Source organism: Thioclava nitratireducens (assembly GCF_001940525.2).
Taxonomy (GTDB): Bacteria; Pseudomonadota; Alphaproteobacteria; order Rhodobacterales; family Rhodobacteraceae; genus Thioclava; species Thioclava nitratireducens.
Genome location: NZ_CP019437.1, coordinates 604,937 through 618,775 on the forward strand (window position 1 = coordinate 604,937; position 13,839 = coordinate 618,775).

The following is a 13,839-nucleotide window of genomic DNA, read 5'->3' on the forward strand; positions in this document are numbered from 1 at the left end:
CTCAGTCGCGGGTGCCCGCGAACCGCTCCTGCCACTCTTCGCGCTCTTCATCCGTGATCTTGCGGAAGAGCACCTCGGGCGTGGTGAAGGCATGGCCCGCGGGCAGCGCCTCTAGCGCGGTCTTCACATCGCCCGGCCAGTCGCGATCCTCGTCGCCCATCGCCTCGAGCATGATCTTCGCCGCATCGGGAATGAAGGGCGCCGAGAGCACCGCGTAGATCGGGATAAGGTTCAGTGCGAGCCTTGCGATGGCTGCCGCCTGATCGGGATCGGTCTTGAACACCGACCACGGTGCCGACGCCTGCAGGTATTCGTTGCCCGCGACCCAGATCCCGCGCAGCTCCATCGCCGCCTTGCGGATATCCTTCTCTTCCATATGCGTCTCGTAGGCGCGGATGCGGGTGGTCAGTTCCTCGATCAGCGCCGCTTCCTGCTCGCCCCAGCTGCCGCCTTCGGGGATCGCTTCGCCGAATTTCGAGCGGGTGAACTTGGTGATACGGCTGACGAAGTTGCCCAGCACGTCGGCAAGGTCCTTGTTCGCCGAGACCTGGAAATTCTCCCAGGTGAATTCGGCGTCCGCGCTTTCGGGCGCGTGGGACAAAAGCCACCAGCGCCAGTAATCGGCGGGCAGAAGCTCCAGTGCCTGATCCATGAAGACGCCACGACCGCGCGAGGTCGAGAACTGGCCGCCATCGTAGTTCAGGTAATTGAACGACTTGATGTAATCGACGAGCTTCCACGGCTCGCCGGAGCCGAGGATCGTCGCGGGGAACGAGAGCGTGTGGAAGGGCACGTTATCCTTGCCCATGAACTGCGTGTAGGTCACGTCCTCCGCACCCTTGTCGGTGCGCCACCAGCGCTCCCAATCGCCGCCCGTCTTCTCGGTCCATTCCTCGGTCGCGGCGATATATTCGATCGGCGCGTCGAACCAGACGTAGAAGACCTTGCCTTCCATGCCCGACCACGGCGCGCCTTCGAATTGCGCGGGCACGCCCCAGCTGAGATCGCGAGTGATGCCGCGATCCTGCAGCCCGTCGCCGTCATGGAGCCATTTCTTCGCGATCGAGGTGGTCAGCACCGGCCAGTCGGTCTTGCTGTCGATCCACGCATCGAGCTGATCTTTCATCGCCGACTGGCGCAGGAAGAGGTGCTTGGTCTCGCGCATCTCCAGATCGGTCGAACCCGAGATCGTCGAATGCGGGTTGATCAGGTCGACCGGATCGAGCTGCTTGGTGCAGTTGTCGCATTGGTCGCCGCGCGCGCTCTCGAAGCCGCAATTGGGACAGGTGCCTTCGATATAGCGGTCGGGCAGAAAGCGCCCGTCGGCCTTGGAATACATCTGGGTTTCCGAGACTTCGCGGATCAGCCCGGCCTCGGCCAGCTTCACGGCGAAATGCTGCGTCAGGCGATGGTTCTGCGGGCTCGACGAGCGCCCGAAGTGATCGAAGCTGAGGCGGAAGCCTTCCGCGATCTTCGCCTGCACCTCGTGCATCTCGGCGCAATACTCGGCGACCGGCTTGCCCGCTTTCGCTGCGGCCAGTTCGGCGGGGGTGCCGTGCTCGTCGGTGGCGCAGATGAACATCACCTCGTTGCCTCGCGCGCGCTGGTAGCGGGCGAAGAGATCAGCCGGCAGCTGCGAGCCCACGAGATTGCCGAGGTGCTTGATGCCGTTGATATAGGGAATGGCCGAGGTAATGAGATGGCGCGCCATGTAGGACCCTCTTGCTGTGGAGCGTTTGGGCGCGGGTTTACTAGGGAATCATGCGAAGGGCTAGGGGGGAGCGCCGAGACGCGCCCGCTTGCGGCTTTGCGATCAGTCGAGGGTGTAGACCTTGCCGATTGCGCCATCGGTTTCGCGTCATGTCTCGGTGCCGGCGCGCTGATAAAAGGCGAGTGCAAAGAGGGCGAGCGCGTCCAAGGCTTGCTTTTGCGCGGGTGGCGTCGATAGTCGGGGCGAGAGTGCAAAAGCGTGGGGGCAGGCGGTGCTGATACATGCCGGAGACGATCGGAGCGTTTCGATCGACCTCGCGCTGGCGGTCTGGTTGTCGCTGGTCGCGGGTGCGGTGAATGCGGCCGGGTTCCGGGCGCTCGGCTATTTTTCGGCCAACATGACCGGGAATGTCTCGACCGCGACCGACCTGCTCGCGCTGGGGCGGTTCGGCACGGCGATCTGGTTCCTGCTGCTGCTTCTGGCCTTCGTCTTCGGCGCCTTTGCGTCTGGCGTGCTGATCGACGTGGGGCAGCGCCGGCGGTTGCACGGGATCTACGCGCTGTCGATCCTTCTGGAAGCTGGACTGCTGATCGTGCTGACGATCCTGGACATGGTCTGGGCCGCGGCGATGAGCGAGCATCTGATGATGATCGGCCTCAGCTTCCTGATGGGGCTGCAGAACGCGGCGAGCACGAAAATCTCGGACGGGCGGGTGCGCACGAGCCACGTGTCCGGCATCGCGACCGATCTGGGGCTGGAGCTGGCCGCCTTGTTGCCGGGTGCGCGCGATGCGGAGACCAGGCAGGTGCTGCGATCGCGGCTCCTGCTGCATGTCGCGACGCTGTGTTCGTTCTTCGCGGGCGGCATCGCAGGCGTGCTGGGATATGAGCGCATCGGCCCGATGGTCTTCGCGCTGGCGGCGGCGCTGCTGATCGTCATCGCCGTGCCGGAACTGCGCAAGGTCTATCGCGGGGGGCGGTGACCCTCGCGGCTATGCACATGACGACACACATGAAAAAGGGCGCCCGCGAGGCGCCCTTTTCCGTAACAGTCATGCAGCTCAGGCTCAGAAGCCGAGGCCGGCATACTTGTTCTTGAACTTCGACACGCGGCCACCGGTGTCCATGAGGCGCGACGAACCGCCGTTCCACGCCGGGTGCGAGGTCGGGTCGATGTCGAGGGTGAGGGTGTCGCCCTCGGAGCCCCAGGTCGAGCGGGTCTGGTATTCGGTCCCGTCGGTCATCTTGACGGTGATCGTGTGGTAGTCGGGATGGGTATCGGCTTTCATGGTCCCGCTCCTTATTTCGCAGCTTTGGGCTTGTAGTGGGTGTCTTCGGCGATACGAGCCGACTTACCGCGACGGGCGCGCAGGTAGTACAGCTTGGCGCGACGCACGCGGCCACGGCGGACCACTTCGATCGAGTCGATGTTGGTCGAATAGAGCGGGAACACACGCTCCACGCCTTCGCCGAAGGAGATCTTGCGCACGGTGAACGAAGCCGCAAGCGTGTCGCCGCCCTTGCGCGAGATGCAGACGCCTTCATAGGCCTGCACGCGCGAACGGGTGCCTTCGGTCACTTTGTAGCCGACGCGAATGGTGTCACCGGCTTTGAAATCCGGGATGGTCTTGTTGAGCTCGGCGATCTGTTCCGCCTCGAGCTGTGCGATCAGGTTCATCGCAACGTCCTTTCACATGCTCACGGTTTGTCCCGTGAAGGTTTCGCCGCCTCAGAGCTCCGCGTCTTCATCGGGTCCGGTCGCCTTTTCAGGGTCGCGCCCGCGGGAGATTTCAGGTCGTCTTTCGCTTTTTGCGCCCTTCGCCGGTGCCGTGACGCGGACCGAAGAAGGCTCCGCTTGGCGACAGCAAAAGGGTCCGAGGGCCGATTCCGGCTCCGGACCCGCGCGTATTACGGGGAAATGGGTAACGGATCAAGGGGGAAGTGGGGGTGGCGAGGTTCGCTATGCGGACGAGGCGAACATCTGGTATCATTTGAGAACCTGAGGTTCGACGGACCTAGGCGCCTGCGAAAATCTGATTGGAAAGCAAACAAAAGCCGGGAGGAACATACAGTGCAACCAAAAGGACTTATCTTGCTTGTATGCGTGCTACCAATCGCAGCGGTCGGTTGTACGCCATCCCTGAATTCCGGCCCTGTGATAATAGGCTCGACAGCCACCGGTGATCTAATGACGCCAGAGGCGGCGGAGTTGAAATGTCAGGAAATCGGGAAAAAATCTACACTTCGGATTACACAAAGCCGGACCGATAATGTCTGTATTTAGGTCTAGATTCAAAGTGTTGAGCCAAGGGGTGCGAGGCTTCTAGGTGCGCCTTGGCCTTCAACTGGCCCTCACTCCCCTCGCTTCTCCCACAAATCCGGCCGTCGTTCCTGCGTGAGTTTCTCGCTCATCTCGCGGCGCCAGTCTTCGATCTTCTTGTGGTTGCCCGAGGTCAGCACTTCGGGGATCGAACGGCCTTCCCATTCGGCGGGGCGGGTGTATTGGGGGTGCTCCAGCAATCCGCTGGAATGGCTTTCCTCCACCGCGCTCTCGGCATTGCCCAGAACGCCCGGCAGCAGCCGCACGGTGGCGTCGATCAGCACTTGGGCGGCCACCTCGCCACCCGTCAGGACGAAATCGCCGATCGAGACTTCCTCGACGCCGAAATGTTCAAGCACACGCTCGTCCACGCCCTCGAACCGCCCGCACAAAAGGGTCATGCCATCGGCCTCGGCGAAGCGGCGCGCCATCTCCTGCGTCAGCGGCTTGCCGCGCGGCGAGAGATAGACGACCGGCCAGCGCGCGCGGTCATCCGGCGTGCCGCGGGCGGCCTGCTTGAGCGCCTCGCCCACCACATCGGCGCGCAGCACCATCCCAGCGCCGCCGCCGGCGGGCGTGTCGTCGACATTGCGGTGCTTGCCAATGCCGAAGGGGCGTAGGTCGATCGTCTCAAGCGCCCAGAGACCCAGATCGCGGGCGCGGCCCAGAAGGCTCAGGCCCAGCGTGCCGGGGAAGGCCTCAGGGAAGAGCGTGACGATCTTCGCGGTCCACGCGCCTTTCAGCCGCAGCGGCTCGTCCATCAGCGAGCTGGGCTTGCGCGTCGGCGAGATCGTCAGGCGGCCATGCGACTTGGTCGCGAGCTTGGGTTTGTCGTCACTCATCGGATTTCGCCTCTGCCTCTTCGCGCCATGCCGCTCGCAATATGGCGCGCTTTTTCTCTTTTGTGGCCTCGCGCGGCAACCCTTCGGCGTTGATCGCAGCGAGTTGGTCGGCCAGCGCCGCCCGATCCACCCGCCGCGGGCGCGCGTTGGCCGTGGTCCCGACGCCAAGCGACGCGCGAATTTCGGGGGGCACGCCCATCAGATCAAGAAGCGGCGTCAGCGGGCCGTGAGGATTATCGCGGGCTTCGTCGAGCATGACCCAGTTCACCGGGAAAGGCGCCACGGCGCTTACGATCTCACGCAGAACGGGGGCGAGATCGAAGCCCGACAGTCGAGTGCGAAAGGTGTCGAGCGAGTCCGTCAGCATGCCGCTGCGCACGTGCTGCCAATGCAGGCTGTCGATCCATGCGGTCTTCTCGCGGGTGGTCAGAAACAGCTGCAACTCCAACGCGTCTTCGTATTTCGCGCGGAACATCTCGGCCAGCGCGCCCATCAGGGCTGGCGTTGCGGAATAGTCCAGCACGCCATCGCGCCCCGGCATGTGGCCTGCGAGCCCTTCGATCGAGATCACGGCTTGCCTGGTGTCTTCGGGGATGGCATCGGCCCAACTGGCGAGCGCGGCCTGATAGAGTCCCAACTCGAACGGGTCCCGCGTCAGCGAATAGGCGCGGGCAGCGGCGGCCGCGTCGGGAATGTCTTCGCGCAGCGCAATCACCCAATCGGGCAGATGGGCGCTGACTTCGCGCAGTCCGGTCTGGATCGTGGAGGTGCCGGTCTTGTGAAAGCCCGGATGGACGATCACACGCATCCGATTACAGATCCTCGGGCGGATCGACGACGATACGCTGCGCGGCGAGATCCACGGTCGGCACGATGGCCTTGGTGAAGGGCAGTAGCAGCGCCTGTTTGCGCCCGGGCGCGTAGATTTCGAGAATGTCACCCGCGCCGTGATTGTGGACCGCGCGCACGGTGCCGATCTTGGCGCCGCCGGTGTCCACCACCGTCAGCCCGATCAGGTCGGCATGATAGAATTCGTCGTCAGGAAGCGAGGGCAGCTTGTCGCGGTCGGCCCAGAGGGTCGTGCCCCGCAGCGCATCGGCCTCTTCCTTCGTGGCCACGCCCGACAGCCGTGCGCCAAGCCCGTTCTTCAGGCCCCGCGTCAGCGTTACGTCGAACTGGCGTGCGCCGTCTTCGGTATAAAGCGGGGCATAGCCTGCGATATCCTCGGGTTCGGCGCAGAAACTCTTGAGGCGCACTTCGCCCTGCACGCCGAAAGCTCCGGCAATGGCACCCACGCAGACGCGTTCGGGTTGGGTCATGATGCGATCCTCTGTGCTAGATCGGATGGGGCAGGGGCCGGGCACATATCGCGCCCGGCCCACCAGCCATCCATAGCTGCCGATTATTCTTCGGCGGGTGCTTCTTCGGCGTTCGCCTCGGCGGCCTTGGCGGCACGCTGTTCGGCGCGCTCCTGGGCTTTCTTGCCCGGAACGGCTTTCTTCATGTTGGCGCGGGTCGCCTTGCTGCGCTCGCCAGCGGCTTCGAGGAAGCGCGCAATGCGGTCGGTCGGCTGTGCGCCCTGGTCGAGCCAGTACTTCACGCGCTCGATGTTCATTTTTACGCGGTCTTCGCTGTCCTTCGGGAGCAGCGGGTTGTAGGTGCCCAGCTTCTCGAGGAAGCGGCCGTCACGCGGCATGCGCGAGTCGGTAGCGACGATCGAATAGAACGGACGCTTCTTGGAGCCCCACGGGCGAGGCGGATTTTCATAGCCATGTCAGTTGTCTCCTTTGGATGGCTGGTGATGGGCCGGATGGCCCGTCATTTCTGGAATTTCTCGTGATGCCGGATGACTTCCGAAATCACGAAATTGAGGAACTTCTTCGCGAATTCCGGGTCGAGCCCGGAATCGCTCGCCAGCTTTTCGAGCCGGGCGATCTGCTTGGCCTCCCGATCGGGATCGGAGGGCGGAAGGTCGTGCTCTGCCTTCAGCTTGCCGACGGCCTGCGTCTGGGCAAAACGTTCGGCCAGCGTGTAGATCATCACCGCATCGAGCCGGTCGATGCTCTCGCGATGTTCTTTCAGCAACTCAGCGGCACGGGTGGTTGCATCGCTCATGCGGCGGCCTCCTTCGGGGCGGGGTGACGCCAGACGACGATCGGCGGCTCCCCGGGATAGGCGGCCTGCGGGTCGGGGCGCGCGCCCAGACGCTCGGCCAGCGCGGTCGAACGGGTGTTGTTCGGGTCGATATAGCTGACAGCGGTGGACCATTTCAGGTCGCGGAACGCATGAGCGATCACCGCGCGCGCAGCCTCGGCCACGTAGCCCTTGCCCTCGGCCTCCTGCGACCAGACCGACCAGGCGATCTCGGCCTCGGGCCAGCTCTCGGGCATCCAGGGGCCGAGCGCCCCGAAACCCTGATCCGAGCCGCGCTCGGTCATCACGAACATGCCCCAGCCGCGCAGGACCCAATGGCCGGCGATCGCCGCGAAGCTGCGCCATGCGGCTTCGGGGGTCGGCTCTTTCACCGGCCGAAACCAGTGGCTGCGCTCGGACATGTAGAAATCGCGCCATGCCGCCCAATCCGCAGCCTTCGGGGCGCGGAGCACGAGACGCTCGGTCTCGAGAACAGGCGTGGGGGACAGCGCGACGGTCATCTCGATCACTTCTTCTTGCCGAAGCCCGACAGGCCCGGCGGCAACGCGCCGCCCAGGCCGGGCATGCCGCCCTTGGGCATCTTGCCGCCCATCGCCTTGGCGGCGGCTTCGACCTCGGAGGGATCCATGTTTGCCAGATCCGGCGCGCCGCCGCCTTTGCCGCCCATCATCTTCATCGCCTGTTTCATCATGCCGCCCTTGCCCATCTTCGAGAGCTTCTTCATCGAGTCGGACATCTGGCGATGCATCTTCAGCAGCTTGTTGAGATCGGACACTTCGAGGCCCGCGCCCGCCGCGATCCTCTTCTTGCGGCTCGCCTGAAGGATCTGCGGGTTGGCGCGCTCCTTCTTGGTCATCGAGTTGATGAGCGCGATCTGGTGGCTGATCGTCTTGTCATTCAGCCCGGCGTCTTCCGCCTGCTTGGCGTATTTCGACATGCCCGGCATCATGCCCATGACGCCCTGCATCCCGCCCATCTTGATCATCTGCTCAAGCTGGTTCTTCATGTCGTTCATGTTGAACAGGCCCTTCTGGAAGCGCTTGGCCATGCGCTCCGCCTGTTCCTGTTCCAGCGTTTCCTGTGCGCGCTCCACGAGGGCGACGATGTCGCCCATGCCGAGGATGCGGCCCGCGATACGCTCGGCCTCGAAGGTCTCGAGCGCGTCCATTTTCTCGCCCAGACCCACGAAGCGGATCGGCTTGCCGGTGACCGCGCGCATCGAGAGCGCCGCACCACCACGACCGTCGCCGTCCATCCGGGTCAGCACGACGCCCGAGACGCCGACCTTCTCGTCGAACTCGGTCGCGACGTTCACGGCATCCTGACCGGTCAGGCCATCGACGACGAGGAGCGTCTCACGCGGGTTTGCGACATCGCGCACCGCCTGAACCTCGTCCATCAGCACTTCGTCGATATGCAGACGGCCCGCCGTGTCGAGCATGTAGACGTCATAGCCGCCGAGCGTCGCTTGCTGCTTGGCGCGCTTGGCGATCTGCACGGCGCTTTCGCCCTTCACGATCGGCAGCGTGTCGACACCGATCTGGGTGCCGAGGATCTGCAGCTGCTCCATTGCCGCCGGGCGGTTGGTGTCGAGCGACGCCATCAGCACGCGCTTGTGCTCGCGGTCCTTGAGACGCTTGGCGAGCTTGGCGGTGGTGGTGGTCTTACCAGAGCCCTGCAGACCGACCATCAGGATCGGCGCGGGCGGGTTGTCGATCTTCAGCGCATCGGCGGGCTCTTCGCCCGCGAGCATCTTGATCAGCTCGTCATGAACGATCTTGACGACCTGCTGGCCCGGCGTGACCGATTTGGTGACCGCGGCGCCGGTGGCCTTGCCCTCGACCGATTTGATGAACTGACGGGCGACCGGCAGCGAAACGTCAGCTTCGAGAAGCGCGACGCGCACTTCGCGCATGGCCGTTTTCACGTCATCGGCGGAAAGCGCACCTTGTTTGGTCAGCCGGTCGAAGACGCCGCCTAGGCGCTCGGATAGACTTTCGAACATGGGCCACCCTCCTGTGATTGGGGCCGGGACAAACGACAAGCGCACCAGTGGGCGCAACGCGCTGACTGGTGGCGATCCCGACCTCATGCCGGGACCGGAGGGATTCGTCCTCCGGGGAAATCTCGCGTGAACTATGACAAAGGCCCCGCGGAGTCAACCACGGGGCCATTCGGGAGAGGTAGGGAACGTCTTTGCAGGCTGGGGGATCAGGCTGCCAGCTCGATGATCTGGGTCTCGGCCTTGGCGATCGCCGCCGCCTCGTCGAGGTTCACGCCTTCGGCTGCGACCACGGTCACGTCGGTGATGCCGATGAAGCCCAGAACCTGCTTGATGTAGGGCGTCGCGAAATCGAAGGCGGAGCCCTGCGGCACGCCGCCCGAGGAGTAGGCGATGATGACGCGCTTCGGGCCGGCGAGGCCTTCGGGGCCGGCATCGGTGTAGCGGAAGGTCTCGCCCACGCGGCAGACCATGTCGATCCAGTGCTTGAGCGGGCCGGTGACTCCGAAATTGTAGACGCCGCAGCCAATGACGATCGTGTCGGCGGCCTTGAGTTCGGCGATCAGCTCGTCGGACAGGGCGAGCAGCTCTTTCTGCTCGTCGCTGCGCTGGTCGGCCGGGGTATAGGCTGCGCCGATCCATGCACCGTCGATGGCGGGAATGGCGGTCGCGTCGCGGGCGGTGACGTCGCCGCCGATCCGCTCGACGATCTTGTCCGTGAGGCGTTTGGAGATCGACGCGTCGCCTTTGATGGAGCTGTCGATACGAAGGGTCTTGGTCATGGGGAGGACTCCGTAAAACGTGTTCGATGTGGGGTCGTGATTTTCGTTCTGCGCCTTACTTGTCCCTTGCAATCCAGAACGCAACGGGCATGATCGAGCAGATTATGTTCACGGGCGCACAGCATGAGCTTTGACAGTTGGGATGAAATCCGTACCGCGTTTCACGTGGCGCGGATCGGCACCGTTTCGGGTGCAGCGGAGGTTTTGGGCGTTCACCACGCGACGGTGATCCGTCATGTCGACGCGTTGGAAGACAAGCTGGGCACGAAGCTGTTCCAGCGCCATCCGCGCGGCTACACGCCGACCGAAGCAGGGCAGCAACTGCTCTCCGTGGGGCAGGCGACCGAGGACCAGTTCAGCCAACTCGCCGCCCGGATCGCGGGCGCGGGCGACGAAGTCACGGGCGAGCTGATCGTGACGTCGCTGACTGCGGTTTCGGTGCTAGTGCTGCCCGCGATGGAAAAGCTTCTGGGCGAATATCCCGGGCTGCGGCTGCGCTATCTGACCGATCAGCGCGTGTTCCGGCTGGAATATGGCGAGGCGCATGTCGCGATCCGCGCCGGCAACCGCCCGACCGAGCCCGACAACGTCGTGCAGTCGCTGGGCCGGATGCAGAATGCGCTCTATGCGAGCCACGCCTATGTCGAGCGCTTCGGGATTCCGCGCTCCAAGGAAGAACTCGCAAAGCATCGCTTCGTGTCGAACGACAACCGCGACAGCCGTGCGCCGTTCTACCGCTGGCTGCGCGACAACGTCCCGGACGAGCAGGTCGTGTTCCGCGCGAACGAGCACGAGAGCCAGGTCGATGCGATCAAGGCGGGTCTGGGCTTGGGCTTCCTGACCGTGCCGATGGGGCGCGCCGATCCGACGCTCGAAGAGGTGGTGAAGCCCTATGATACCTGGGACACCAACCTGTGGCTGGTGACCCATGTCGATCTGCACCGGACGCCGAAGGTTCAGGCCGCCGTGAAGGCGATCAAGGAACAGGCGGCGCGCTCGGACGGTCTGATCCTGAACTGAGCTATTCTGCGGCGTGCAGCCGCCGGACCGGAGCGGGCGCAGGCTCTGTCTCGTCGCGGGCCTTCCGGCGCCGGGCCACAGCCTTCGCGCCGAAATTGTCGCGCCCGTAGGCAAAGGCGAATTGCAGCGCGAGCCCGCCGAAGATCAGAACGCTGTCCTGCCAGATCCCGCCCGGATGCACCTGCTTCACCGTCTGACCGGCGATCGCCAGCACCGTGCCGAGCGCGAAGATCGGCAGCGAGTGGCGGCCCAGCATCCGGATCGGCTCCAGCACGCGCGCCTCGGCGATGCCCGGGACGATCCCCGGCAGCGACAGGATGTAGGCGAGCGCCAGCAGGTGCGACAGGCGCGGCAGCGACACGAATGTCTTGTCGAAGCCCGCGATGAAGAAGGGCACGTTCCACTGGCGCAACTGCCAGACCGCGTGGCCGAAATTCTTAAGCATCCAGTCGTTGTGAATCCACACGAAGGTCAGTGCCAGCCAGCCCGCCGCAAGCGCGATGATCCAGCCTTTCACAGGCACGAGCCGCTTGCCTTGGCGCAGCGAAAGGCCCGTCAGGATGCCGAGGCTGAACACCAGTTGCCACGCCAGCGGGTTGAAGAACCAGCCGCCTTCCATCGGGTAGTTCGGCAGGTTCAGCCGGAACAGCCCCGTCGCCGCCCAAAGCCCGACCGAGGTCGCCAGCAGTGCCAATTTGCTGCGCTGACCGATCCGGATAAGCGCGGGCGCCATCAAGAGAAGCGCCATATACATCGGCAGGATGTTCACATAGCCCAGCTGGTGACCCAGCGTCGCGATCCCGATCAGGAAGCCAAACGGGTCCGTGCCGTAGATCTTCATCGCGTTCTTGGACAGCATCGCCTCGTTGCCCCAGAACTGCACGGCGGCCGAGACGATGGCGATCGCCCAGACTGCAGTCAGGATATGCACGAGATAGAGGAGCCACGCCCGGCCCCAAAGTCGCGACGTGCCTTCCCAGCTCAGCCCCTTGGCCAGCGCCGGACCGTAAGCCAGCGCGGCGGCAAGGCCGGACATGAAGACGAAACCCTCCGCCGCATCCGAGAAGCCCAGATTGCGGGAGGTGAAGTTCTCGTAGAGATTGCCCGGGATGTGATCGATATAGATCATCACCAGCGCGAGGCCGCGGAACAGGTCGATCCGCAGGTCGCGCCCGGGTTTCATCAGCGCGATATTACGCATGTGCGGGGCTCCGGTGAGGGGCGTCCGCGAAACCGGCGCGGTCGCCCTCGGGGGCCGGGAAAGCGTTTTCCCAGCGGGTGAAGATCGCGTCGTGCAGACGCAGGATGCGCGGCGTGTCGATCTCGCTAGGCACCAGCATCAGCTGCGAGGCCGAGGGTTGCGACGACCACGAAATCAGCCACGGCGCGGCGATCATCGGCAGACCGACCGGCAGCAGCCAGAACAGCAGGCCGGGCGCGAGCCACCACGTGACGGCAAGGCCCGCAGCACCGATGGCGACGATCCACCACGCCGCGTTGAACCCGTCGGCCACGCTCAGCCGTCCGTCGCCGCGGTTATTGGTGGGCCAGCCGCCATCCGCTCCGAACAGCACCTGAAAGACCGAGCGCGTGGCGAAGGCCAGCAGCACCGGGGCCGTGAGCGAGGAGAAGAGCAGCTCGCTCAGCGTCGAGGCGAAGGCGAGGTTGCCGCCGCCGAAGCCGCGCGCCGTGCCGTTCATCGCGGCGCGCGCGGCGATCAGCAGTTTCGGCACCAGCAGCAGGCCGAAGATGCCGATGGCGAGGCCGATCGCCTTCGAGGCCTCCGACGGCGGGAAATAGGGGAAGGGCCAATAGGGCTCGGGGAAGTAATCTGGCGGCGGCACGAACAGCGGTGCCGCGATCGAAGCCACGAGAAAGCCCAGCCAGAACAGAGGCGCGATATAGGCCATGATGCCCTGCGCAAATACGAAGCGCGACCAGCCACGCAGCCCCGGCGCGCCGATGATGCGCGCATGTTGCAGGTTGCCCTGACACCAGCGGCGGTCGCGCTTGGCGTGATCGACGATATTCTCCGGGCCTTCCTCGAACGAGCCCTCCAGATCGTCGTCGAGCCGCACAAGCCAGCCATTGCGCGCCAGAAGTGCCGCCTCGACATAGTCGTGGCTCATCACATGCCCGCCGAAGGGCGGTTGCCCCCTCAGCGCGGGCAGGCCGCAGCTTTCGGCGAAAGCGCGGGTACGCACGATGGCGTTGTGGCCCCAGAACGGGCCGGTCTTGCCCTGCAGCATCGCCAGGCCACGCGCGAAGACGGGCGAGAAGAAGCTGGCCGAGAATTGCATCGCCCGAGCGAAGCGTGAGCGACCCCGCACGACTTTCGGCAGGGTCTGCAGCAGGCCAAGGCGGGGCTCGGCCTCGATCCGACGGATCATCTGCAGGATCGTCTCGCCTTCCATCAGGCTGTCGGCATCGAGGATCAGCGTGAAATCATAGGCCGCGCCGGAACGGGTAATGAAATCCTCGATATTGCCCGCCTTCTTGCCCACGTTGTTGGTGCGGCGGCGATAGAAGAACCGGCCAAGCGCGTCGCGCTCTTCCACGAGATGGGCGAAGACCTGCAGTTCGCGATGGGCGATGTCGTCCTTGCGGGTGTCTGAGAGGATCGCGAAATGGACCTCCGCGTCGTCGTCGGTCGCGGCGAGCGAGGCATCCATCGCGGCCACGCGCGAGAAGGTGGAGACCGGGTCTTCGTTATAGACCGGCACCAGCACGACCGTGCGCCCTTGGATCCGCGCATGGGGGTCCACCCGCGGCGGTGGTTCTGCACGCGAGGTGAGGCCGATCAGTGCCTGCACAGCGCCCCAGGCGAGCCAGAGCGTCGAGATCAGGATCAGCAGCGCGCGCACCACGTCGAGCGTCTGCAGCCCATCGGCCTGCCCGAACTGGATGAACAGTACGAAGGCGCCGATGCCCGCAAGCGCAGCAAGCCCGAGCGCCAGAGCGCGCAGGCCGATCAGCAATGCGCCACGGGGGCGCGCTAGCGCGGACATG

Annotated in this window: 14 protein-coding genes and 1 pseudogene; 2 read left to right on the forward strand and 13 right to left on the reverse strand. The window is 64.7% G+C overall.

The features are described from left to right. Position 1: 1 nt before the first annotated feature. Positions 2–1,711 carry a methionine--tRNA ligase gene (gene metG / locus BMG03_RS03050; protein WP_075775803.1) on the reverse strand — a complete coding sequence of 570 codons (1,710 nt, stop codon included), beginning with the start codon at positions 1,709–1,711 and terminating at the stop codon, positions 2–4. Between the two features lie 271 nt (positions 1,712–1,982). Between metG and BMG03_RS03055 the strand changes: the two genes are divergently transcribed. Then, positions 1,983–2,693: a YoaK family protein gene (locus tag BMG03_RS03055; RefSeq protein ID WP_075775804.1), complete on the forward strand. Its 711-nt coding sequence runs from the start codon at positions 1,983–1,985 to the stop codon at positions 2,691–2,693. An 84-nt stretch (positions 2,694–2,777) separates the two neighbouring features. Here the strand turns inward: BMG03_RS03055 and rpmE are convergent, their stop codons facing one another. From rpmE to BMG03_RS03105, 10 genes and pseudogenes are all read right to left on the reverse strand, one after another. Continuing rightward, positions 2,778–2,999 carry a 50S ribosomal protein L31 gene (rpmE, locus tag BMG03_RS03060; RefSeq protein ID WP_075775805.1) on the reverse strand — a complete coding sequence of 74 codons (222 nt, stop codon included), beginning with the start codon at positions 2,997–2,999 and terminating at the stop codon, positions 2,778–2,780. An 11-nt stretch (positions 3,000–3,010) separates the two neighbouring features. After that, positions 3,011–3,388 carry a 50S ribosomal protein L19 gene (rplS, locus tag BMG03_RS03065; RefSeq protein WP_075775806.1) on the reverse strand — a complete coding sequence of 126 codons (378 nt, stop codon included), beginning with the start codon at positions 3,386–3,388 and terminating at the stop codon, positions 3,011–3,013. A gap of 674 nt (positions 3,389–4,062) precedes the next feature. After that, positions 4,063–4,872, reverse strand: coding sequence for a tRNA (guanosine(37)-N1)-methyltransferase TrmD (gene trmD / locus BMG03_RS03070; protein WP_075775807.1), 810 nt, complete (start codon positions 4,870–4,872; stop codon positions 4,063–4,065). Next, entirely contained in the window at positions 4,865–5,680 is an 816-nt protein-coding gene (locus BMG03_RS03075) for a hypothetical protein (RefSeq protein WP_075775808.1), read from the reverse strand. The genes trmD and BMG03_RS03075 overlap by 8 nt, the downstream gene beginning before the upstream one ends. A 4-nt stretch (positions 5,681–5,684) precedes the next feature. Then, positions 5,685–6,191 carry a ribosome maturation factor RimM gene (gene rimM, locus BMG03_RS03080; RefSeq protein ID WP_075775809.1) on the reverse strand — a complete coding sequence of 169 codons (507 nt, stop codon included), beginning with the start codon at positions 6,189–6,191 and terminating at the stop codon, positions 5,685–5,687. An 83-nt stretch (positions 6,192–6,274) separates the two neighbouring features. Beyond that, a pseudogene (gene rpsP / locus BMG03_RS03085) lies at positions 6,275–6,645 on the reverse strand (30S ribosomal protein S16). A gap of 45 nt (positions 6,646–6,690) precedes the next feature. Next, on the reverse strand, positions 6,691–6,987 hold the full coding sequence (locus BMG03_RS03090) for a chorismate mutase (protein ID WP_075775811.1): 297 nt from the start codon (positions 6,985–6,987) through the stop codon (positions 6,691–6,693). Further along, positions 6,984–7,526 (reverse strand): GNAT family N-acetyltransferase, encoded by a 543-nt coding sequence (locus tag BMG03_RS03095; RefSeq protein ID WP_075776005.1) that lies wholly within the window; start codon positions 7,524–7,526, stop codon positions 6,984–6,986. Before BMG03_RS03095 ends, BMG03_RS03090 begins: the two co-directional genes overlap by 4 nt. Before the next feature lie 5 nt (positions 7,527–7,531). Next, on the reverse strand, positions 7,532–9,031 hold the full coding sequence (gene ffh, locus BMG03_RS03100; RefSeq protein WP_075775812.1) for a signal recognition particle protein: 1,500 nt from the start codon (positions 9,029–9,031) through the stop codon (positions 7,532–7,534). 206 nt (positions 9,032–9,237) lie between these two features. Next, positions 9,238–9,810 (reverse strand): FMN-dependent NADH-azoreductase, encoded by a 573-nt coding sequence (locus BMG03_RS03105; RefSeq protein WP_075775813.1) that lies wholly within the window; start codon positions 9,808–9,810, stop codon positions 9,238–9,240. 123 nt (positions 9,811–9,933) lie between these two features. On the opposite strand from BMG03_RS03105, the gene BMG03_RS03110 reads away from it, so the two are divergent. After that, entirely contained in the window at positions 9,934–10,830 is an 897-nt protein-coding gene (locus BMG03_RS03110; protein ID WP_075775814.1) for a LysR family transcriptional regulator, read from the forward strand. 1 nt (position 10,831) lies between these two features. Here BMG03_RS03110 and BMG03_RS03115 read toward each other — a convergent pair whose 3' ends face one another. Then, the gene (locus tag BMG03_RS03115; RefSeq protein ID WP_075775815.1) at positions 10,832–12,031 is read right to left on the reverse strand and encodes an OpgC family protein; all 1,200 of its coding nucleotides are present in this window, start codon (positions 12,029–12,031) and stop codon (positions 10,832–10,834) included. Beyond that, positions 12,024–13,838 carry a glucans biosynthesis glucosyltransferase MdoH gene (gene mdoH / locus BMG03_RS03120; RefSeq protein ID WP_077701078.1) on the reverse strand — a complete coding sequence of 605 codons (1,815 nt, stop codon included), beginning with the start codon at positions 13,836–13,838 and terminating at the stop codon, positions 12,024–12,026. Before mdoH ends, BMG03_RS03115 begins: the two co-directional genes overlap by 8 nt. Position 13,839: the final 1 nt, after the last annotated feature.

What these genes read in the sequence shown, in the direction of transcription:
- rimM (WP_075775809.1), bottom strand. Translation starts at nt 6,191, where the DNA reads ATGACCCAACCCGAACGCGTCTGCGTGGGTGCCATTGCCGGAGCTTTC.
- rpmE (WP_075775805.1), bottom strand. Translation starts at nt 2,999, where the DNA reads ATGAAAGCCGATACCCATCCCGACTACCACACGATCACCGTCAAGATG.
- BMG03_RS03110 (WP_075775814.1), top strand. Translation starts at nt 9,934, where the DNA reads ATGAGCTTTGACAGTTGGGATGAAATCCGTACCGCGTTTCACGTGGCG.
- BMG03_RS03090 (WP_075775811.1), bottom strand. Translation starts at nt 6,987, where the DNA reads ATGAGCGATGCAACCACCCGTGCCGCTGAGTTGCTGAAAGAACATCGC.
- ffh (WP_075775812.1), bottom strand. Translation starts at nt 9,031, where the DNA reads ATGTTCGAAAGTCTATCCGAGCGCCTAGGCGGCGTCTTCGACCGGCTG.
- metG (WP_075775803.1), bottom strand. Translation starts at nt 1,711, where the DNA reads ATGGCGCGCCATCTCATTACCTCGGCCATTCCCTATATCAACGGCATC.
- BMG03_RS03105 (WP_075775813.1), bottom strand. Translation starts at nt 9,810, where the DNA reads ATGACCAAGACCCTTCGTATCGACAGCTCCATCAAAGGCGACGCGTCG.
- BMG03_RS03095 (WP_075776005.1), bottom strand. Translation starts at nt 7,526, where the DNA reads ATGACCGTCGCGCTGTCCCCCACGCCTGTTCTCGAGACCGAGCGTCTC.
- mdoH (WP_077701078.1), bottom strand. Translation starts at nt 13,838, where the DNA reads ATGTCCGCGCTAGCGCGCCCCCGTGGCGCATTGCTGATCGGCCTGCGC.
- trmD (WP_075775807.1), bottom strand. Translation starts at nt 4,872, where the DNA reads ATGAGTGACGACAAACCCAAGCTCGCGACCAAGTCGCATGGCCGCCTG.
- BMG03_RS03075 (WP_075775808.1), bottom strand. Translation starts at nt 5,680, where the DNA reads ATGCGTGTGATCGTCCATCCGGGCTTTCACAAGACCGGCACCTCCACG.
- BMG03_RS03115 (WP_075775815.1), bottom strand. Translation starts at nt 12,031, where the DNA reads ATGCGTAATATCGCGCTGATGAAACCCGGGCGCGACCTGCGGATCGAC.
- rplS (WP_075775806.1), bottom strand. Translation starts at nt 3,388, where the DNA reads ATGAACCTGATCGCACAGCTCGAGGCGGAACAGATCGCCGAGCTCAAC.